Origin of the sequence: Shigella flexneri 2a str. 301 (assembly GCF_000006925.2) — a bacterium.
Lineage (GTDB): Bacteria > Pseudomonadota > Gammaproteobacteria > Enterobacterales > Enterobacteriaceae > ECMA0423.
Window position 1 is genome coordinate 1,714,055 of sequence record NC_004337.2, and the last position, 20,486, is coordinate 1,734,540.

Sequence of the window (20,486 nt, forward strand, 5' to 3'; positions counted from 1 at the left end):
TATGCATTAGAATCATCAAGTTTTGTAAATCAGACGCAGGCATGATAGACCTGCCTTAACAGAGGGACGCTCAGTGGCGCGGATAAACCGTATTTCGATCACGCTCTGTGCTTTACTTTTTACCACCCTGCCTTTAACGCCTATGGCCCATGCTTCAAAGCAAGCCAGGGAGAGTTCTGCTACCACTCATATCACCAAAAAAGCAGATAAAAAGAAAAGCACGGCAACCACCAAAAAGACCCAGAAAGCCAGCCAGAAAACAGCGAAAAAAGCCGCCAGTAAAAGTATGACCAAAAGCAAAACCGCTTCTTCTGTTAAAAAATCTTCCATTACCGCTTCTAAAAACGCCAAAACTCGCAGCAAACACGCCGTCAATAAAACGGCCTCAGCCAGCTTTACCGAAAAGTGTACCAAACGTAAGGGCTATAAATCGCATTGTGTGAAAGTCAAAAATGCCGCGTCAGGAACCCTTGCCGACGCGCACAAAGCGAAGGTGCAAAAAGCCACGAAAGTGGCAATGAATAAACTGATGCAGCAAATTGGTAAGCCATATCGTTGGGGCGGCAGCTCACCGCGTACCGGTTTTGATTGCAGCGGCCTGGTTTATTACGCTTATAAAGATTTGGTGAAAATTCGTATTCCGCGTACGGCGAATGAAATGTATCACCTGCGTGATGCAGGACCTATCGAACGTAGTGAGCTGAAAAACGGCGACCTGGTCTTTTTCCGTACTCAGGGACGCGGTACAGCCGATCATGTCGGCGTGTATGTCGGCAACGGCAAATTTATTCAGTCACCGCGCACAGGTCAGGAAATTCAAATCACTTCTCTCAGTGAAGACTACTGGCAGCGCCACTATGTTGGCGCTCGTCGGGTAATGACCCCAAAAACACTTCGCTAAAACTTTACCCTGTTGTTACGGCAACAGGGTAAGTTCATCTTTTGTCTCACCTTTTAATTTGCTACCCTATCCATACGCACAATAAGGCTATTGTACGTATGCAAATTAATAATAAAGGAGAGTAGCAATGTCATTCGAATTACCTGCACTACCATATGCTAAAGATGCTCTGGCACCGCACATTTCTGCGGAAACTATCGAGTATCACTACGGCAAGCATCATCAGACTTATGTCACTAACCTGAACAACCTGATTAAAGGTACCGCGTTTGAAGGTAAATCACTGGAAGAGATTATTCGCAGCTCTGAAGGTGGCGTATTCAACAACGCAGCTCAGGTCTGGAACCATACTTTCTACTGGAACTGCCTGGCACCGAACGCCGGTGGCGAACCGACTGGAAAAGTCGCTGAAGCTATCGCCGCATCTTTTGGCAGCTTTGCCGATTTCAAAGCGCAGTTTACTGATGCAGCGATCAAAAACTTTGGTTCTGGCTGGACCTGGCTGGTGAAAAACAGCGATGGCAAACTGGCTATCGTTTCAACCTCTAACGCGGGTACTCCGCTGACCACCGATGCGACTCCGCTGCTGACCGTTGATGTCTGGGAACACGCTTATTACATCGACTATCGCAATGCACGTCCTGGCTATCTGGAGCACTTCTGGGCGCTGGTGAACTGGGAATTCGTAGCGAAAAATCTCGCTGCATAATAACTGATGGCAAATGCAGCATTGCCTGATGCGCTTCGCTTACCATGCCAACGCGGATGAGGCGTTAACAGCGCATTCGGCAAGATAAATCGCACGTTGTCAGCAACTGTAACGCAGAAGGTTATCCTTCTGCGTTTTTGTTTAATTAGCTGTTAGCAACGCAAACTGTTTCAGGTTGTTTTCTGGCTGACATAAACACCAGCAATAATGCCAGTCCCGCGACAATCGCCCCCGTCACCGGCACAAAGCTGTATCCCAGCCCAGCGGAAATTACCGCACCACCAGCAGCTGCTCCCAGCGCATTTCCAAGATTAAAGGCACCAATATTGACTGATGAAGACAGACCTGGCGCTTCACTGGCGACATGCATCACGCGCATCTGTAACGGAGGTACAACCGCAAAGGTTGCTGCGCCCCACACCACCATGCTAATAGCTGCGCCGAACTCATTGCGGGCCAGGAACGGGATTGCCAGCATAATCACCATCAGCAGCAACAAAAAGCCTTTCAACGTGCCGTTAACTGAACGATCTGCCAGTTTGCCGCCGAGATAGTTACCGATAGAGAATCCGACACCAATCAGCACCAGCATTGCCGTGACGAACACCGGTGTTGCGTGGGTAATACTTTGCAGTACCGGAGAGATATAGGTGTAGAGGGTAAACATTGCACCAGCTCCCAGTACCGTCGTCAGCAATGCAGACAGCACCTGCGGACGCATTAATACCGCCAGCTCTTTTTTCACTTCAGGTCGTGCCCCTGTACCACCTTTAGGTAATGAGAAGAACAGACTTACCATTGAAATCACTCCCAGCCCCGCCGTTGCCAGAAATGACATCCGCCAGCCGATGGTTTCACCCAACCAGGTCGCCGCCGGCACGCCACCGATATTTGCCAGGGTTAACCCCATAAACATAGTGGCAACTGCGCTGGCCTGTTTATGTTTTGGCACCACGCTTGCGGCCACGACTGAACCCAAACCAAAAAATGCTCCGTGATTCAGGCTGGTCAAAATACGTGAAAGCATCAGGGTCATATAATCCGGCGCGATGGCGGAAAGAACGTTGCCTAGCGTGAAAATTGCCATCAGGAAAATCAACGCACTGCGGCGGGCACGATGAGAAAGTAGAAGCGTCATCAGCGGCGCGCCCACCATTACGCCAACTGCATAGGCACTGATTAACATTCCGGCAGCGGGAATCGAGACATCCACACCGCGCGCAATGACGGGCAACAAGCCCATTGGCGAGAACTCCGTTGTCCCGATACCAAACGCGCCAATCGCCAGCGCCAGCAACGGATAGTTAATTTTCATGCCTTATCTCCACCTCTTCGCGTCATTACGCGATATTCATTAAAGTGGCGAAAGCATGACAGCAATCACAAAAAAATGAAAATAACAAAAAGAGAAAACACTTTTGCCATTTTGCTAACAAACAGGAAGGAGATGCGAGGGAGAACGCGCTCCCTCGAGAGGAAATCAGTGCAGCGCGGCAGTCAAACCCACGGCTACGATCAAACCGAGGACGATAACCGTTGTTACCAGTGAAAATTTAAGGTCGGTGCTCATCAAGTTTTCTCCTTTTTTATTACCACACAAAAAGTGATATTACGCATTTTTACACACTGTGATGAAAAAATCTCCCGTCATTTATAATGATAAGTGTTTTTACCACTTCCCCTTTTCGTCAAGATCGGCCAAAATTCCACGCTTACACTATTTGCGTACTGGCCATTGACCCCTTCCTGACGCTCCGTGTCGTTTTTCCGGCGTACCGCAACACTTTTGTTGTGCGTAAGGTGTGTAAAGGCAAACGTTTACCTTGCGATTTTGCAGGAGCTGAAGTTAGGGTCTGGAGTGAAATGGAATGGCAACAATAAAAGATGTAGCGAAACGAGCAAACGTTTCCACTACAACTGTGTCACACGTGATCAACAAAACACGTTTCGTCGCTGAAGAAACGCGCAACGCCGTGTGGGCAGCGATTAAAGAATTACACTACTCCCCTAGCGCGGTGGCGCGTAGCCTGAAGGTTAACCACACCAAGTCTATCGGTTTGCTGGCGACCAGCAGCGAAGCGGCCTATTTTGCCGAGATCATTGAAGCAGTTGAAAAAAATTGCTTCCAGAAAGGTTACACCCTGATTCTGGGTAATGCGTGGAACAATCTTGAGAAACAGCGGGCTTATCTGTCGATGATGGCGCAAAAACGCGTCGATGGTCTGCTGGTGATGTGTTCTGAGTACCCAGAGCCGTTGCTGGCGATGCTGGAAGAGTATCGCCATATCCCAATGGTGGTGATGGACTGGGGTGAAGCAAAAGCTGACTTCACCGATGCGGTCATTGATAACGCGTTCGAAGGCGGCTACATGGCCGGGCGTTATCTGATTGAACGCGGTCACCGCGAAATCGGCGTCATCCCCGGCCCGCTGGAACGTAACACCGGCGCAGGCCGCCTTGCCGGTTTTATGAAGGCGATGGAAGAAGCGATGATCAAGGTGCCGGAAAGCTGGATTGTGCAGGGTGACTTTGAACCTGAATCCGGTTATCGCGCCATGCAGCAAATCCTGTCGCAGCCGCATCGCCCTACTGCCGTCTTCTGTGGTGGCGATATCATGGCAATGGGCGCACTTTGTGCTGCTGATGAAATGGGCCTGCGCGTCCCGCAGGATGTTTCGCTGATCGGTTATGATAACGTGCGCAACGCGCGCTATTTTACGCCGGCGCTGACCACGAACGTGCGCACGCGCGCTTCTTACGCCGGCGCTGACCACGATCCATCAGCCAAAAGATTCGCTGGGTGAACAGCGTTCACATGCTGTTGGATCGTATCGTCAACAAACGTGAAGAACCGCACTCCATTGAAGAGCATCCGCGTTTGATTGAACGCCGGTCCGTGGCTGACGGCCCGTTCCGCGACTATCGACGATAATCACCCGTTGCGGGAGTCTGTTCCGGCTCCCGCAGCCACTCCTTATTCAGCGTCTCACTATCGCTGAGATACTCAAGCAGCCAGGTTAACGCAGGCGACATATCATTTTGCTGCCATGTCAGACAACATGCCGAATCCGGGAAGGGGTTTTCCAGTTCAAGTGCTACCCACTTCCCCTCATTAAGCCACGGTTTGGCGAAATGTGTTGGCACCATCCCTATGCATAATCCTGCCGAGATACAGGTTGCCGATGATTCCCAGTCAGGTACGACAAGTCTTTTTTGGTTATCCAGCAACCAGGTAATACGTTTAGGTAGCGTTCGCGAGGTGTCTTCGCGCACCAACGACGGCCAGTTGCGCAACGTATCATCGCTGAACGGGCCATCCATCAACGCCAGCGGGTGGTGACTGGCAACAACGCAACTCCAGCTTAGCATCCCCATATCCCGGAAGGCATAACGACCGCCTACCGGAATCGCGCGTGTTGCGCCAATTGCCAGTTCCACGCGCCCGTCGGAAAGCGCATCCCAGACACCGTTGAACACTTCCTGAAAGACAAGAAGTTCGACATCATCAAAATGGCGATAAAAATCAACGATCATCTGCCGTGTACGTTCTGGCCTGACAATATTATCCACTGCGATAGCTAACTGACCGCGCCAGCCGTTCGCTATCTGCTGACATTGCTGGCGGGTGATCTGCATTTTTTTGACAACAGAGCGCCCTTCTTTGAGAAACCACGCTCCAGCAGCGGTCAGCTCCACATCACGGTGCCGTCGTTCAAAGAGCGGCACCGCCAGCCACTCTTCCAGCTGACGCACGGTATAGCTGACCGCAGAAGGAACGCGATGCAGCTCCTGTGCCGCAGCGCTAAAACTACCATTACGCGCTACCGCATCAACAACTTCGAGTGAATATTCTGACCACATAGTCTGCCTGCAAAATTTTTGAAACCAGTCATCAAATATTACCGTTTCACAACACTAATTTCACTCCCTACACTTTGCGGCGGTGTTTAATTGAGAGATTTAGAGAATATACATGCAACCTGGGAAAAGATTTTTAGTCTGGCTGGCGGGTTTGAGCGTACTCGGTTTTCTGGCAACCGATATGTATCTGCCTGCTTTCGCCGCCATACAGGCCGACCTGCAAACGCCTGCGTCTGCTGTCAGTGCCAGCCTTAGTCTGTTCCTTGCCGGTTTTGCCGCAGCCCAGCTTCTGTGGGGGCCACTCTCCGACCGTTATGGTCGTAAACCGGTGTTATTAATCGGCCTGACAATTTTTGCGTTAGGTAGTCTGGGGATGCTGTGGGTAGAAAACGCCGCCACGCTGCTGGTATTGCGTTTTGTACAGGCTGTGGGGGTGTGCGCCGCGCCGGTTATCTGGCAAGCATTAGTGACAGATTATTATCGTTCACAGAAAGTCAACCGTATTTTTGCGACCATCATGCCGCTGGTGGGTCTGTCTCCGGCACTGGCTCCCCTGTTAGGAAGCTGGATAATGGTCCATTTTTCGTGGCAGGCGATTTTGGCCACCCTGTATGCCATTACCGTGGTAATGATTCTGCCTATTTTCTGGCTCAAACCCACGACGAAGGCCCGTAACAATAGTCAGGATGGTCTGACCTTACCCGACCTGCTACGTTCTAAAACCTATCGCGGCAACGTGCTGATATACTCAGCCTGTTCAGCCAGTTTTTTTGCATGGCTGACCGGTTCACCGTTCATCCTTAGTGAAATGGGCTACAGCCCGGCAGTTATTGGTTTAAGTTATGTCCCGCAAACTATCGCGTTTCTGATTGGTGGTTATGGCTGTCGCGCCGCACTGCAGAAATGGCAAGGCAAGCAGTTATTACCGTGGTTGCTGGTGCTGTTTGCTGTCAGCGTCATTGCGACCTGGGCTGCGGGCTTCATTAGCCATGTGTCGCTGGTCGAAATCCTGATCCCATTCTGTGTGATGGCGATTGCCAATGGCGCGATCTACCCTATTGTTGTCGCCCAGGCGCTGCGTCCCTTCCCACATGCAACCGGTCGCGCCGCAGCGTTGCAGAACACTCTGCAACTGGGTCTGTGCTTCCTCGCAAGTCTGGTAGTTTCCTGGCTTATTAGTATCAGCACGCCATTGCTCACCACCACCAGCGTGATGTTATCAACAGTAGTGCTGGTCGCGCTGGGTTACATGATGCAACGTTGTGAAGAAGTTGACTGCCCGAATCATGGCAATGCCGAAGTCGCTCATAGCGAATCACACTGATCTATATCGATATACTTATACTTAGGCTGCTAACAAAATTTTGTTGTATGATTGAAATTAGCGGCCTATACTAATTTCGAGTTGTTAAAGCTACGATAAATATTATGTTTTTACGGGGACAGGATCGTTCCCGACTCACTATGGATGGTCATTTCGGCAAGGGTTCCTCCTTTCCCTCTGTTCTACGTCGGATTATAGACTCGCGGTTTTTTCTGCGAGATTTCTCACAAAGCCCAAAAAGCGTCTACGCTGTTTTAAGGTTCTGATCACCGACCAGTGATGGAGAAACTATGAGTTCATCGTGTATAGAAGAAGTCAGTGTACCGGATGACAACTGGTACCGTATCGCCAACGAATTACTTAGCCGTGCCGGTATAGCCATTAACGGTTCTGCCCCGGCGGATATTCGTGTGAAAAACCCCGATTTTTTTAAACGCGTTCTGCAGGAAGGCTCTTTGGGGTTAGGCGAAAGTTATATGGATGGCTGGTGGGAATGTGACCGACTGGATATGTTTTTTAGCAAAGTCTTACGCGCAGGTCTCGAGAACCAACTCCCCCATCATTTCAAAGACACGCTGCGTATTGCCGGCGCTCGTCTCTTCAATCTGCAGAGTAAAAAACGTGCCTGGATAGTCGGCAAGGAGCATTACGATTTGGGTAATGACTTGTTCAGCCGCATGCTTGATCCCTTCATGCAATATTCCTGCGCTTACTGGAAAGATGCCGATAATCTGGAATCTGCCCAGCAGGCGAAGCTCAAAATGATTTGTGAAAAATTGCAGTTAAAACCAGGGATGCGCGTACTGGATATTGGCTGCGGCTGGGGCGGACTAGCGCACTACATGGCATCTAACTATGACGTAAGCGTGGTCGGCGTCACCATTTCTGCCGAACAGCAAAAAATGGCTCAGGAACGCTGTAAAGGCCTGGATGTCACCATTTTGCTGCAAGATTATCGTGACCTGAACGACCAGTTTGATCGTATTGTTTCTGTGGGGATGTTCGAGCACGTCGGACCGAAAAATTACGATACCTATTTTGCGGTGGTGGATCGTAATTTGAAACCGGAAGGTATATTCCTGCTCCATACTATCGGTTCGAAAAAAACCGATCTGAATGTTGATCCCTGGATTAATAAATATATTTTTCCGAACGGTTGCCTGCCCTCTGTACGCCAGATTGCTCAATCCAGCGAACCCCACTTTGTGATGGAAGACTGGCATAACTTCGGTGCTGATTACGATACTACGTTGATGGCGTGGTATGAACGATTCCTCGCCGCATGGCCAGAAATTGCGGATAACTACAGTGAACGCTTTAAACGGATGTTTACCTATTATCTGAATGCCTGCGCAGGTGCTTTCCGCGCCCGTGATATTCAGCTCTGGCAGGTGGTGTTCTCACGCGGTGTTGAAAACGGCCTTCGAGTCGCTCGCTAAAGGCTATTCTATCGCCCCCTCTTCGGGGGCGAGTTCAGATCAGGCTTCTGTACCTGGTTGATTCATGGCATTTTCTCGTGCCGCCAGCACACGTTCTACCGTATCTACCACTGCCTGAGTTTGTGGATCGATTTCAATGTTGACGCGTGCGCCAAGTTTTTTCTTCCCAAGAGTCGTGCGTTCCAGTGTTTCCGGAATTAAATGGACGCAAAAACGCGTTGGCGTGACTTCGCCGACGGTCAGGCTAATACCGTCGATGCCAATAAATCCTTTGTACAGGATATATTTCATCAACTGACTATCCTGGACTTTAAACCAGATCTGGCGATTATTTTCCGAGGTTAATATTTTCGCCACTTCAGCGGTGGTCATAATATGACCTGACATTAAGTGTCCGCCAATTTCATCACTGAATTTCGCCGCACGCTCAACGTTTACCCAATCCCCCACTTTTAAATCGCCAAGATTGGTAATGCGTAACGTTTCTTTCATCAGGTCAAAACTGACATGGTTGCCGTTAATTTCCGTCACGGTCAGGCAGCAACCGTTATGCGCCACGGAAGCACCGGTTTCCAGGCCGTCCAGCATGTGGTCGGGTAACTCCACCACATGCGTACGAAAATTTGGTTTCTCGTCAATCGACACCAGTTTTGCGGTGCCCTGTACAATCCCCGTAAACATACTTACAACTCCTGAAATCAGTTAAGACATTCTGTTCAGCACAATAGCAGGTGGAAAACGCCCTTACCAGTGAAGGGGTAAGAATGGCTATTTTTTCACTGGAGAATTAATAAATCCTCGCTACAATAGACTGAATTTCCCCTGCTTCTTCTTTTTGCTGCCCATTCAGGCGGCTTTTTAGTCTCTCATATAACTACAAATAAAAGGTGTTCACGTGCAGAAGTATATCAGTGAAGCGCGTCTGTTATTAGCATTAGCAATCCCGGTGATTCTCGCGCAAATCGCCCAAACTGCGATGGGTTTTGTCGATACCGTGATGGCGGGCGGCTATAGTGCCACCGACATGGCGGCGGTCGCTATCGGTACTTCTATCTGGCTTCCGGCGATCCTCTTTGGTCACGGACTGCTGCTGGCATTAACGCCGGTTATCGCGCAATTAAATGGTTCCGGTCGACGTGAGCGCATTGCGCATCAGGTGCGACAAGGTTTCTGGCTGGCAGGTTTTGTTTCCGTTCTCATTATGCTGGTGCTGTGGAATGCAGGTTACATTATCCGCTACATGGAAAACATCGATCCGGCTCTGGCGGACAAAGCCGTGGGTTATCTGCGTGCGTTGTTGTGGGGCGCGCCGGGATATCTGTTCTTCCAGGTTGCCCGTAACCAATGTGAAGGTCTGGCAAAAACCAAGCCGGGTATGGTAATGGGCTTTATCGGCCTGCTGGTGAACATCCCGGTGAACTATATCTTTATTTATGGTCATTTCGGTATGCCTGAGCTCGGTGGCGTTGGTTGTGGCGTGGCTACTGCGGCGGTGTATTGGGTCATGTTCCTTGCCATGGTTTCTTACATTAAACGCGCCCGCTCCATGCGCGATATTCGTAACGAAAAAGGCACCGCTAAGCCCTGAGAGATCCCCTCATAATTTCCCCAAAACGTAACCATGTGTGAATAGATTTTGAGTAAGCAGGGTTGCAGCCACGAGTGAGTCTTCCCTTGTTATTGTGTAGCCAGAATGCCGCAAAACTTCCATGCCTAAGCGAACTGTTGAGAGTACGTTTCGATTTCTGACTGTGTTAGCCTGGAAGTGCTTGTCCCAACCTTGTTTCTGAGCATGAACGCCCGCAAGCCAACATGTTAGTTGAAGCATCAGGGCGATTAGCAGCATGATATCAAAACGCTCTGAGCTGCTCGTTCGGCTATGGCGTAGGCCTAGTCCGTAGGCAGGACTTTTCAAGTCTCGGAAGGTTTCTTCAATCTGCATTCGCTTCGAATAGATATTAACAAGTTGTTTGGGTGTTCGAATTTCAACAGGTAAGTTAGTTGCTAGAATCCATGGCTCCTTTGCCGACGCTGAGTAGATTTTAGGTGACGGGTGGTGACAATGAGTCCGTGTCGAGCGCTGATTTTTTCGGCCTTTAGAGCGAGATTTATACAATAGAATTTGGCATGAGATTGGATTGCTTTTAGTCAGCCTCTTATAGCCTAAAGTCTTTGAGTGACTAGATGACATATCATGTAAGTTGCTGATAGGTTTCCAGTTTTCCGCTCCTAGGTCTGCATATTGTACTTTTCCTCTTACTCGACTTAACCAGTACCAACCCAGCTTCTCAACGGATTTATACCATGGCACTTTAAAGCCAGCATCACTGACAATGAGCGGTGTGGTGTTACTCGGTAGAATGCTCGCAAGGTCGGCTAGAAATTGGTCATGAGCTTTCTTTGAAATTGCTCTGAAAGCGGGAACGCTTTCTCATAAAGAGTAACAGAACGACCGTGTAGTGCGACTGAAGCTCGCAATACCATAAGCCGTTTTTGCTCACGGATATCAGACCAGTCAACAAGTACAATGGGCATCGTATTGCCCGAACAGATAAAGCTAGCATGCCAACGGTATACAGCGAGTCGCTCTTTGTGGAGGTGACGATTACCTAACAATCGGTCGATTCGTTTGATGTTATGTTTTGTTCTCGCTTTGGTTGGCAGGTTACGGCCAAGTTCGGTAAGAGTGAGAGTTTTACAGTCAAGTAAGGCGTGGCAAGCCAACGTTAAGCTGTTGAGTCGTTTTAAGTGTAATTCGGGGCAGAATTGGTAAAGAGAGTCGTGTAAAATATCGAGTTCGCACATTTTGTTGTCTGATTATTGATTTTTGGCGAAACCATTTGATCATATGACAAGATGTGTATCTACCTTAACTTAATGATTTTGATAAAAATCATTAGGGGATTCATCAGCGCTAAGCCCGAGCCTGCGGTTATGAAACGACTGATTCAACTCGGTTTGCCGATTGCGCTGGCACTGTTCTTTGAAGTGACACTGTTTGCCGTCGTGGCTCTGTTAGTGTCTCCGCTCGGTATTGTTGATGTCGCAGGACACCAGATTGCCCTGAACTTTAGTTCACTGATGTTTGTGCTTCCAATGTCGCTGGCGGCAGCGGTAACTATCCGCGTAGGTTATCGTCTGGGTCAGGGCTCAACGCTGGATGCGCAAACCGCTGCGCGGACCGGGCTTATGGTGGGTGTCTGTATGGCAACCCTGACGGCCATTTTCACGGTTTCACTGCGGGAGCAAATCGCCCTGTTGTACAACGACAATCCCGAGGTTGTAACGCTGGCTGCGCATTTGATGTTGCTGGCGGCGGTATATCAGATTTCTGACTCAATCCAGGTGATTGGCAGTGGGATTTTGCGTGGTTATAAAGATACGCGTTCCATTTTCTATATCACCTTTACAGCTTACTGGGTGCTGGGCTTGCCAAGCGGCTATATTCTGGCACTGACCGATCTGGTCGTTGAACCTATGGGGCCAGCAGGCTTCTGGATAGGCTTTATTATCGGCCTGACATCGGCAGCCATTATGATGATGCTGCGTATGCGGTTCCTGCAACGTATGCCGTCAGCCATCATTCTGCAACGAGCGTCCCGCTAATAAAGACAAGGCGCAACCTTCACGGGTTGCGCCTGTGTTTTTACGCAGGCTGGAGCGTTGCGCCAATCCCGTCTTCGTCTGGCTGTAATTTCAGAGCGTTACACAGAGTTTGCCGACTGGCATCTGTTATCTCAACGCGTATATCCCCGTTAACTTCCCCTTTCACATTGATGAAGTCAGGTGAAATTTCTTTCGCACTGGTTTGCAGGCAAATCGCTCCCTCTCCGCGCAGGCGTTTCACTTTCAGTTGCACATGCGTTGCCGCACCAGTGATCAGCCACAGTTTTCCGCCATTCAGATTGATGTTACCAACAATGAAAGTGACGCTGTCACCTTTTACCGTACTGCCGTCGAGAATCAACACACCGCCCTGCTGTACAGTAATCGTTGATTGTTGCAGCTCTGCGCCATAACCAATAATCATTGAAGCGCCGTCCAGTAATGCAACACTCCCGGTCAGTTCAACCGGTGCGCGATCTTCCTCTACGACAAAATTTTCGTCCGCGCTGGTGGGTGACAACAGGATCACTGTTCCACCTTGTATTACCGCATTTTCCAGCGTACCGGCATGCACTTCAGCCCGCCCCCCCACATTCACCGACAGGTTTTGCGTCTTACCGGAACTGTAGAGCTGAAGGCCATCCGTCCCCAGACGATAAATGGATCCATTCTCAACAATAGTGTCAGAGTCTTCACCACCGAGATTATTCATGGTGCCACCAGCAAGCAACGTATCACTGGCTTTCCCGGCCAGCATAAAAACGCCGCCCTGATTAATCTCACAATTGCTGGCTTCTCCACTTGGATACACCAACAATTCACCACCTTCATCTACCACGACCGCTGAGGTTGTCCCATTAACCAACAGGCCGCCCTCTTGATCGAGAATGATTTTTTCCGCGCGATGTCCTTCCAGTACACGCAGGTTACCGCCATTTTCCAGCAACAAACCGCAGGCATAACCCTGATCAACGCTGAATTCACCTTCGGGATGGCGGCCATTAACCGTAGCGAGCGTAGAGAGACTAATTGCGCCTCCCTCGGACTGAACAATATCTGTGGCAATGGCACCGTCGCTGACCGATAGCGTGCCATTGTTACCGTACTGTGTGCATTTGGCGATCCCACCGGTTGCCACTTTCAACCAGCCAGCCCCCGTGACCACGGTATTTTCGGCTCTTCCGCCAGCTTCAACAATCAACTCGCCTTCAGTAAGTTGCGTCGCGCCAAGGACCTCGCCGGTCTTAACAATTTGCACATTCCCGTCGCTCATCAAGTTTTTGGCATCAGATCCCATAATTTATTCCTGTGCTGCATCTGTGTGCCTTTATTGCTACCTAAGTGTAAAGGCTACGGAGGATTTATCCACGACAGATTTGAGATGGTGGCAAACAACTCTGTTTAAACTCTGATACACGAATTATTGGGTTGTATCAGATGTAAATGCGATCCTGAATAAAAATCGCCCTTGCAAATCAACAAAATATAGCCAATTTGCTTAAAAGCTCTGCAAACGGTCGAAATAGCGCAGAAAATTACGTTTTGCCTCTTGCCACCTTTCCACTCTGCCGCTAATATTCGTCCCCGTTGTCACCTACAACGTTGCGTTCATAGCTCAGTTGGTTAGAGCACCACCTTGACATGGTGGGGGTCGGTGGTTCGAGTCCACTCGGACGCACCAGATTTTCTTAATCTGGTCTTTTCCTTTTTCCCTCTGTTTCTTCTCTGTATCCAATACGTTAAAAGATTTACACTGTCTTCGTACGCGTTATCAGAAGGAGAATCGCTATGGCAACTTTGTTACAACTTCATTTTGCTTTTAATGGCCCATTTGGCGACGCAATGGCTGAGCAGCTTAAACCACTTGCTGAGTCGATTAATCAGGAACCTGGTTTTCTGTGGAAGGTATGGACAGAAAGTGAAAAGAACCACGAAGCCGGTGGGATCTACCTTTTCACTGATGAAAAAAGCGCCCTTGCCTATCTGGAAAAACATACTGCCCGACTGAAAAATCTCGGCGTTGAGGAAGTTGTCGCCAAAGTTTTCGATGTCAATGAGCCACTTAGTCAAATCAATCAGGCAAAACTCGCCTGACAGAATTTAATCAAGGGCGGTTAGCGCCCTTTTCATCCCTGTCTGAAATTTCTCAAATTCTAAAAATCTCAACCAAACTTATCTGATAACACTAAATTCGAAAGAATGCGTACAGGTAAGTAACAATGAAAAAAATTGCTATTGTGGGTGCCGGGCCTACGGGGATCTACACCTTATTCTCGCTTCTACAGCAACAAACTCCACTTTCTATTTCTATCTTCGAGCAGGCTGACGAGGCCGGTGTCGGGATGCCATACAGTGATGAGGAAAACTCAAAAATGATGCTGGCAAATATTGCCAGTATTGAAATACCGCCGATTAATTGTACGTATCTCGAATGGCTACAAAAGCAAGAAGCCAGCCATCTCCAGCGTTATGGCGTTAAAAAAGAAACCTTGCACGATCGTCAGTTTTTACCGCGAATTCTGCTGGGCGAATATTTCCGCGATCAATTTTTACGATTAGTAGACCAGGCACGACAGCAAAAATTTGCAGTGGCTGTTTATGAATCATGCCAGGTTACCGATCTGCAAATTACAAATGCTGGCGTCATGCTCGCTACAAATCAGGATTTACCCAGCGAGACGTTTGATTTAGCGGTGATTGCCACGGGTCACGTCTGGCCTGATGAAGAAGAAGCAACCAGAACGTATTTTCCCAGCCCGTGGTCAGGCCTGATGGAAGCAAAGGTCGATGCGTGTAACGTGGGTATTATGGGAACATCCTTGAGCGGACTGGATGCGGCAATGGCAGTGGCTATTCAGCATGGTTCGTTCATTGAAGATGATAAACAACACGTCGTTTTTCACCGCGATAACGCAAGTGAAAAGCTAAATATTACGTTGATGTCGCGCACGGGTATTTTACCCGAAGCCGATTTCTATTGCCCTATTCCCTACGAGCCCTTACACATCGTCACCGATCAGGCATTAAATGCTGAGATTCAAAAAGGTGAAGAGGGCCTTTTGGATCGGGTATTTAGATTGATAGTAGAGGAAATCAAGTTTGCTGATCCAGACTGGAGCCAACGCATAGCCTTAGAGAGCCTGAATGTCGATTCCTTTGCTCAAGCCTGGTTTGCCGAGCGCAAACAACGCGACCCATTTGACTGGGCAGAAAAAAATCTCCAGGAAGTCGAACGCAATAAACGAGAAAAACATACTGTTCCCTGGCGTTATGTCATTCTGCGCCTGCATGAAGCCGTACAGGAAATTGTTCCTCATCTGAATGAACACGACCATAAACGGTTCAGTAAAGGCCTTGCCAGGGTTTTCATCGATAATTATGCGGCAATCCCTTCAGAGTCTATTCGTCGACTACTGGCCTTACGTGAAGCGGGGATCTGAAATCCCTGATGTTGGCGAAGATTATACGTTACAGCAACCCGAAGATATTCGTGGACGCGTAGCGTTCGGCGCGTTGCCCTGGTTGATGCACGACCAGCCTTTCGTTCAGGGACTTACGGCATGTGCAGAAATTGGTGAGGCGATGGCTCGGGCGGTCGTAAAGCCTGCATCCCGTGCTCGTCGGCGTCTTTCGTTTGATTAAAGGTAAAGCTATCAGCACTCAACAAACTGATGCTGTTCATTAAGACGATAGCGGACTCCGGTTCGAATATTGTTTTCACCTTCAATGGCGACGGCGAAGCGAACTCTTTCGCCGTCATGATATGCCAGTGCGGCGCTTCCCCCTAGCCCGAGAATAATTGAGTCGACCACGCCCGTGCTCACTACCGTTGAATTTTCACCGCTGGCAATGATGTGTACATTGTCGCCGCTGTTGGCAATTCTGGCGTTTGCGCCAAAGCTGGCGATTTGCACCAGGTCACCATTACTGGCGACATGACACCGTTCACCCAATGTACAAACGCGTACTCGCATTCCGGTATTCGCAATCCGACTACTATCTCCAGCGCTGCTTATCCGCGAAGAATTACCGGTTACAGCAACCCGTGCGCGTTCACCGGAGCTGCCAATGTGACTGTTAAAGCCGACACTTCCAATCCGCACGCTATAACCCATACTGGCAATTTGCGCGGCATACCCAGCGGTTGCGATTCGGGCGTTATCCTCACAACAGCCGATGCGAGCATGATCGTCGCTGCGGGCAAACTGACTGCAAAATGGTATCTCTCCGGGGTCTGTGGCCAGTTTTTGCATAGAGGAAACTTCCTGATGCGCGAAGTTTTCATCCGCCAGCCATTTTTTCCACGCATACTCAACCAGACTCTCCGCCCAGTCCGTATATCCTTCCTCAATCAGTGCATGACGAATATCGGCATAACTACCGCCGCGTGGGAAATGGCGCAGGAACCAGCGATACATCACCGCTCCGATACGCCATTCTCGCAGGTCTGCTCGTGTAATGATCATTCGTTAGTGCCGGTGATAGCCATCGACCATGCTTTTAAAGGTTTCGTGTGGCGTACGCCCCGTGGTGCAAAGATAAAGATGACCGAAGATAAAAAAGAGGCTTATAAATGCCAGAGCAAAATGCGCCTGCAATAACCAGTATCTTACGCCAGGAAACACATCTCCCACGGCTTGCGGATAGAGACACAACAGCCCCGTCAATAGTAACAACGGCAGCAATCCATACATGACACCAACATAGGCGACCTGCTGTAAGGGATTAAATTTAGACTGTGTTGTTGCCGGGAAAGGATGTTCTTCCCCCTGCATAATGCCAAACAAATAAAATCGCGTTTGTTTTGCCGCTCGTTCCAGCCACCCCTGACGACGAATGCGATAGTGGTGACCATTATCCCCAACGGCATTGATCAGCACAAAGCCGAGCCAGCATGCCAGTAACAAAAATCCGCAAACTTCATGCACCGCAACCAGACTTTTAACCGCAGTTGCGCCCACCATCGCAAAGTGATTTATCAGCCCACTTGCCAGCAACAATACAAAGAGTAACGCATTCGACCAGTGCCATAATCTGACCGCTTTGCTGTAAAGATAAACCTTCTCACCATGATCGGTGGCTGATTTCTTCACGCCACGAGCACGAAGCAAGGCGTGCAGCCCCAGCACCAACCACATCCCAACCAGCAATACTCCGGCAATGATCAACCACACCGGCCAAAATTCGGGAGTGAACTGTGGCACATAGTTCGCTAACTGGCTCTGAAACTGTTCAGCATGTTGCGACGGGTTCATACATTTTCCTTTTTAATCAAATGTTGACCGAACCGGCGATACAGATGCGGTTTTCCGGCACCAGGTAGCTGATATTGATAGTATTTATTATCCTGCAACCACGCCTGAATTTCTGGGCTATCTTCGCGACCAAAGATCAATGCGTGTTCCGGACAGGCGCTGACGCAAATGGGCGGAAAGCCTTTTTCCAGTCGGGACTCAGCGCAGAAATCACATTTATCTGCCACTTTAGTGACAGGGTTAAGGTAGCGAACCAGGTACGGACAAGCGCCAATGCAATAACTGCAGCCGATGCACTGCGATTTTTCTACCCGCACGATCCCCTGCTCATCACGCCACGATGCCCCCGTCGGGCATACGTCGATGCACGGAGCATCTTCGCAGTGCTGACATGACTGGCGAAAAAAGTGATACTGCGTTTCGTTGTCGTTATCGGTGACTGGAATGTGTGCTATCGATAAACGGCTTCCCTGAGCGGGGACGTGGTTAGTTTTACGGCATGCGCGGGCGCAAATATTACAGCCATTGCACCGTGACTCGTCATGAATCATGGCATACCGAACTTCCTTTTCTTGCCTCGTGTTCGCTAACAGAGAAGACGCAGAACCAGTAAAAAAGATTACTGTTCCCATCCCCAGAACAAATTTGCGTCGAGTGAAGGACATCTGATTATCCCCTAATGCAGTGGCTGCAACTGTCCACCCTATCCATGACATCTCCCTGAAATTTCAGGGGTTCTGAAACTGCTCTACCTCGAACCATTCGCATAAGCCATAAGCCTTGCCATAGGTCATAAATCGCTCGCTAAACAAGTACAACACCGCCGTCGATGACTCCACCTGCCGTATATCGGCATATTCAGGTGCAACATCCATCGCGGCGATCGCGGCTTCAATCTGCGCTTCCTGGAAGTAATATGGCGCTTGCATCAGCATGGCGACTTTGTAAGGACGAGGATACGTCTGGCACTCAAAACGAACGGCGTGTGCAATGGCGCGACAAATGTCCTGCTCCACAACTTGCAAAGACATCGCCGCGTAGTTTTCACTCATGGCCTGCGTTGAGTAATAGTAATCATCCTGACTTCCCGTCATACAAGCGATATCCGCGTAGTCTCCGTTCTGCTTAATGCTTTCCAGCAAAACTGACAGTTCCTCTTCTGCAACCGAATAGGGTGGCGAGAGAAACACGGTGCGCGCCACCAGCTGCCCAGCCGCAGAATGCTGGCGAATGAACTCAGCCAGGATTTCAGCAGGTTCTGGTTCGGTTACCGTATCAACGGGGTGACGCATCCCCTGCAACCATTGCCGCTTCGCCTCGTCAACTTCGCTGACTTTCGCTAACGGCAATTCATCCTGATGGTTCATCTTACCCATTCCTTACGCAGGCAGTAGATTGTGTGCTGCCAGATCGGCGGCAATATCTTCCAGCCCCAGACGCTGCAATGTTTCGCGGGTTGGACAACCAAGCTGTGGGTCCCAGCCCATTTCTTTGTAGAACATCGTGAGCGAAGCATGCATATCGTCACGATCCATTTTGTCAGTACCTTCAGTAAAGACCGGGATCTGCGGATCCTTGTCGAAAACCCAGGAACAGATAAGATCGTGTTCATTACGCATATCTTTGGTTTGCATCGGTTTTACCGTGTAGGCACGATGCAACGTAAAGATACGCTCTGCAGCTAAATCTAATTTTTCCTGAGTCATCTCTTCGCCGGTGATCGCTTTGAAGAATTTGGCTTCAAGCGCCAGATCGCCCCGGTAATTACGGCTTTTCAGCGGCGAAACGGTCATTGGCCAGACCCAGTTGCACAGAGTGACGGCGTTATGCAAACAGACCCGCAACAGCGACCACTTTGCATATTTAATTTTTGCGTCATTGATTGGCGTGTAGTTTTTGGTTTCATCGTAAGCATCTTCAGAACCAAAAAGTTCTTTCGCCACTTCACGTTGCAGTTTCAATGGCAAGCCGGAACCAATAAAGTTGATATGGGTATGCGTCATGCAGTCACGGTTGAACATACACTTAACAATGGAACCGACCTGCGCTGACGCTTCATTGGCATGGTGAACCGGATAGCCAAACGGCGACCAGAGTTTATTTTTCGCGTAGCCCCAGTACTCTTTACCCAAATTCCAGCGTTCTGCGATGGCATATGAACCATCAGCCAGGTGACTCAGCTCACCCACACGATGCGCCAGACGGTAGTAAAAATCTTTAATGAAGTTAACGTCACCCGCTTCCAGTTGATCCCAGCGAATTTCTGCATACTCTTCAGCTGGCAGAACACGCTTGAACACACCTTTGCTGTAACAATAAGTAAAGTCGCGATGCAACTGCCCGTAGTTACACCATAGGCCGTAGTCATCGAACAAATTCAGACCAACCAGGTTACCAATCACACGACCATCGTCTTTATCTTCAAAATCTTTCGGCCCGTTCGGGAAGATGGTGGTATGGACAAAGTTTGCTACACAAGTGTTACCACCTGTGCTGGGCACGCCAAACTCTTTCACCCGAGGAATATTCATTTGGGTCATACAACGGATCGGGCAAGAGTGGCAGCCGCTCATTTTTACTGTGTATTTCTCTGCCGCCGGTCCTAAGTCAAAAACGGATTTATAGGTACGAAAGCCGACCGTATTCTGATTGCCTGGCGGAATTTCACCCGTTTCAATCGGACCACCTTCAGCCGCGCCCCAAAACAGCCCTTTACGTGCTGTCCAGCGTGACTTGGGATCTGAATACTCTGCCCACGATTGTGGCGTACTTGGCACGACATGGTTGTTATTCGCACCAATAAGTTCAGTCATCATGTAATCATTGAGACGCTTCATCTCCTGACGATCGGCAATGTTGACCCCTTTCGTCCCTTCAACCGCAATCGCTTTCAGGTTTTTCGAACCCATTATTGCGCCAGTTCCCGCACCGCCGCTGTGGTTACGGCTATTCAACATGCCAGAGAGAGGAATAAGGTTTTCCCCAGCCTGACCAATAGCCGCCACACAGGTTTCCGGGCTGGTCAATCGACAAATTTCTTCCGTCGTTGCGCGCGTCCCTTTTCCCCATAAGAAATCGGCTTTTTCCAGGCTAACTTTGTCATCTTTAATCTTCAGCCATACCGGTGATTTCGCCTTCCCTTCGATAATAATGACGTCGTATCCAGCGAATTTCATTTGCGCTGCAAAAAAGCCACCCATATGGGCATCGCGACTAAATTTCCTTTGGTAAAAGTAGAAAGTGAGGTGATATTTACGCGAGAACTACAGGGGGCACCAGATCCAGGTAATGGGCCGGTAGCAAAGACTAATTTATTCGCTTCATCGAAAGGTTTCGTGCCTAGCGGTACTTCGTCATACATAATTTTGTAGCCGAAGCCCAGGCCACCGAC

14 protein-coding genes, 1 tRNA gene, 3 pseudogenes and 3 other annotated features are annotated in these 20,486 nt (G+C 49.4%); of the genes and pseudogenes, 9 read left to right on the forward strand and 9 right to left on the reverse strand.

The window, feature by feature from the left end; translation table 11 throughout:
- Window positions 1-73: 73 nt before the first annotated feature.
- Together ydhO and sodB are read left to right on the forward strand one after the other, a co-directional pair.
- Window positions 74-901: a lipoprotein gene (gene ydhO / locus SF1683; RefSeq protein ID NP_707555.2), complete on the forward strand. Its 828-nt coding sequence runs from the start codon at window positions 74-76 to the stop codon at window positions 899-901.
- Between the two features lie 127 nt (window positions 902-1,028).
- Window positions 1,029-1,610 (forward strand): superoxide dismutase, encoded by a 582-nt coding sequence (sodB, locus tag SF1684; RefSeq protein NP_707556.1) that lies wholly within the window; start codon window positions 1,029-1,031, stop codon window positions 1,608-1,610.
- A 145-nt stretch (window positions 1,611-1,755) separates the two neighbouring features.
- Here the strand turns inward: sodB and SF1685 are convergent, their stop codons facing one another.
- Complete coding sequence (locus SF1685; protein ID NP_707557.1) at window positions 1,756-2,925, reverse strand: transporter; 1,170 nt, start codon at window positions 2,923-2,925, stop codon at window positions 1,756-1,758.
- Window positions 2,926-3,478: 553 nt separating this feature from the next.
- Between SF1685 and SF1686 the strand changes: the two are divergent.
- Window positions 3,479-4,414 (forward strand): annotated as a pseudogene (locus tag SF1686).
- 115 nt (window positions 4,415-4,529) lie between these two features.
- On the opposite strand, the gene ydhB reads toward SF1686, so the two are convergent.
- On the reverse strand, window positions 4,530-5,471 hold the full coding sequence (ydhB, locus tag SF1687; protein ID NP_707559.1) for a DNA-binding transcriptional regulator: 942 nt from the start codon (window positions 5,469-5,471) through the stop codon (window positions 4,530-4,532).
- A 112-nt stretch (window positions 5,472-5,583) separates the two neighbouring features.
- On the opposite strand from ydhB, the gene ydhC reads away from it, so the two are divergent.
- Together ydhC and cfa are read left to right on the forward strand one after the other, a co-directional pair.
- The gene (gene ydhC / locus SF1688) at window positions 5,584-6,795 is read left to right on the forward strand and encodes a transporter (RefSeq protein ID NP_707560.1); all 1,212 of its coding nucleotides are present in this window, start codon (window positions 5,584-5,586) and stop codon (window positions 6,793-6,795) included.
- A gap of 290 nt (window positions 6,796-7,085) precedes the next feature.
- Complete coding sequence (cfa, locus tag SF1689) at window positions 7,086-8,234, forward strand: cyclopropane fatty acyl phospholipid synthase (protein ID NP_707561.1); 1,149 nt, start codon at window positions 7,086-7,088, stop codon at window positions 8,232-8,234.
- A gap of 39 nt (window positions 8,235-8,273) precedes the next feature.
- Here the strand turns inward: cfa and ribE are convergent, their stop codons facing one another.
- Window positions 8,274-8,915 (reverse strand): riboflavin synthase subunit alpha, encoded by a 642-nt coding sequence (ribE, locus tag SF1690; RefSeq protein NP_707562.1) that lies wholly within the window; start codon window positions 8,913-8,915, stop codon window positions 8,274-8,276.
- Between the two features lie 214 nt (window positions 8,916-9,129).
- Window positions 9,130-9,812, forward strand: a sequence feature (Similar to Escherichia coli K12 transport protein gi: 1787953 (458 aa). BLAST with identity of 99% in 228 aa. This CDS has been disrupted by insertion. The sequence has been checked and is believed to be correct.).
- On the opposite strand from ribE, the pseudogene ydhE reads away from it, so the two are divergent.
- Window positions 9,130-9,812: pseudogene (gene ydhE, locus SF1691) on the forward strand. It overlaps the preceding feature by 683 nt.
- Before the next feature lie 6 nt (window positions 9,813-9,818).
- Window positions 9,819-11,146, reverse strand: a mobile genetic element.
- 734 nt (window positions 11,147-11,880) lie between these two features.
- On the opposite strand, the gene SF1694 reads toward ydhE, so the two are convergent.
- A complete protein-coding gene (locus SF1694) occupies window positions 11,881-13,137 on the reverse strand; it encodes a hypothetical protein (RefSeq protein NP_707565.1) in 1,257 nt (418 codons plus the stop codon).
- A 307-nt stretch (window positions 13,138-13,444) separates the two neighbouring features.
- Between SF1694 and SF4469 the strand changes: the two genes are divergently transcribed.
- The 3 genes and pseudogenes from SF4469 (at window position 13,445) to SF1696 (ending at window position 15,482) form a co-directional block, all read left to right on the forward strand.
- Window positions 13,445-13,521 (forward strand) — tRNA-Val (locus SF4469).
- A gap of 107 nt (window positions 13,522-13,628) precedes the next feature.
- Window positions 13,629-13,934 carry a monooxygenase gene (locus tag SF1695; RefSeq protein NP_707566.1) on the forward strand — a complete coding sequence of 102 codons (306 nt, stop codon included), beginning with the start codon at window positions 13,629-13,631 and terminating at the stop codon, window positions 13,932-13,934.
- Between the two features lie 125 nt (window positions 13,935-14,059).
- Window positions 14,060-15,482, forward strand: a sequence feature (Similar to Escherichia coli K12 conserved hypothetical protein gi: 1787957 (535 aa). BLAST with identity of 98% in 474 aa. This CDS contains deletion. The sequence has been checked and is believed to be correct.).
- Window positions 14,060-15,482 (forward strand): annotated as a pseudogene (locus SF1696). (Overlaps the previous feature by 1,423 nt.)
- A gap of 11 nt (window positions 15,483-15,493) precedes the next feature.
- On the opposite strand, the gene SF1697 reads toward SF1696, so the two are convergent.
- Genes SF1697 through ydhV form a run of 5 tightly spaced genes read right to left on the reverse strand, consistent with a single transcriptional unit; the run spans window position 15,494 to window position 20,271 of the window.
- On the reverse strand, window positions 15,494-16,306 hold the full coding sequence (locus SF1697) for a hypothetical protein (RefSeq protein NP_707567.1): 813 nt from the start codon (window positions 16,304-16,306) through the stop codon (window positions 15,494-15,496).
- Between the two features lie 3 nt (window positions 16,307-16,309).
- Window positions 16,310-17,095: a thiosulfate reductase cytochrome subunit B gene (gene ydhU, locus SF1698; protein NP_707568.1), complete on the reverse strand. Its 786-nt coding sequence runs from the start codon at window positions 17,093-17,095 to the stop codon at window positions 16,310-16,312.
- Entirely contained in the window at window positions 17,092-17,811 is a 720-nt protein-coding gene (locus tag SF1699) for an oxidoreductase, Fe-S subunit (RefSeq protein ID NP_707569.1), read from the reverse strand. The genes ydhU and SF1699 overlap by 4 nt, the downstream gene beginning before the upstream one ends.
- Window positions 17,812-17,823: 12 nt before the next feature.
- Window positions 17,824-18,462, reverse strand: a complete 639-nt coding sequence (locus SF1700) for a hypothetical protein (protein ID NP_707570.2) — start codon at window positions 18,460-18,462, stop codon at window positions 17,824-17,826.
- Window positions 18,463-18,474: 12 nt separating this feature from the next.
- Entirely contained in the window at window positions 18,475-20,271 is a 1,797-nt protein-coding gene (gene ydhV, locus SF1701; RefSeq protein ID NP_707571.1) for a hypothetical protein, read from the reverse strand.
- Between the last annotated feature and the right edge of the window lie 215 nt (window positions 20,272-20,486).

What these genes read in the sequence shown, in the direction of transcription:
- ydhB (NP_707559.1), bottom strand. Translation starts at nt 5,471, where the DNA reads ATGTGGTCAGAATATTCACTCGAAGTTGTTGATGCGGTAGCGCGTAAT.
- SF1699 (NP_707569.1), bottom strand. Translation starts at nt 17,811, where the DNA reads ATGTCATGGATAGGGTGGACAGTTGCAGCCACTGCATTAGGGGATAAT.
- cfa (NP_707561.1), top strand. Translation starts at nt 7,086, where the DNA reads ATGAGTTCATCGTGTATAGAAGAAGTCAGTGTACCGGATGACAACTGG.
- ydhU (NP_707568.1), bottom strand. Translation starts at nt 17,095, where the DNA reads ATGAACCCGTCGCAACATGCTGAACAGTTTCAGAGCCAGTTAGCGAAC.
- SF1700 (NP_707570.2), bottom strand. Translation starts at nt 18,462, where the DNA reads ATGAACCATCAGGATGAATTGCCGTTAGCGAAAGTCAGCGAAGTTGAC.
- SF1695 (NP_707566.1), top strand. Translation starts at nt 13,629, where the DNA reads ATGGCAACTTTGTTACAACTTCATTTTGCTTTTAATGGCCCATTTGGC.
- SF1685 (NP_707557.1), bottom strand. Translation starts at nt 2,925, where the DNA reads ATGAAAATTAACTATCCGTTGCTGGCGCTGGCGATTGGCGCGTTTGGT.
- sodB (NP_707556.1), top strand. Translation starts at nt 1,029, where the DNA reads ATGTCATTCGAATTACCTGCACTACCATATGCTAAAGATGCTCTGGCA.
- ydhV (NP_707571.1), bottom strand. Translation starts at nt 20,271, where the DNA reads ATGAAATTCGCTGGATACGACGTCATTATTATCGAAGGGAAGGCGAAA.
- SF1697 (NP_707567.1), bottom strand. Translation starts at nt 16,306, where the DNA reads ATGATCATTACACGAGCAGACCTGCGAGAATGGCGTATCGGAGCGGTG.
- ribE (NP_707562.1), bottom strand. Translation starts at nt 8,915, where the DNA reads ATGTTTACGGGGATTGTACAGGGCACCGCAAAACTGGTGTCGATTGAC.
- SF1694 (NP_707565.1), bottom strand. Translation starts at nt 13,137, where the DNA reads ATGGGATCTGATGCCAAAAACTTGATGAGCGACGGGAATGTGCAAATT.
- ydhC (NP_707560.1), top strand. Translation starts at nt 5,584, where the DNA reads ATGCAACCTGGGAAAAGATTTTTAGTCTGGCTGGCGGGTTTGAGCGTA.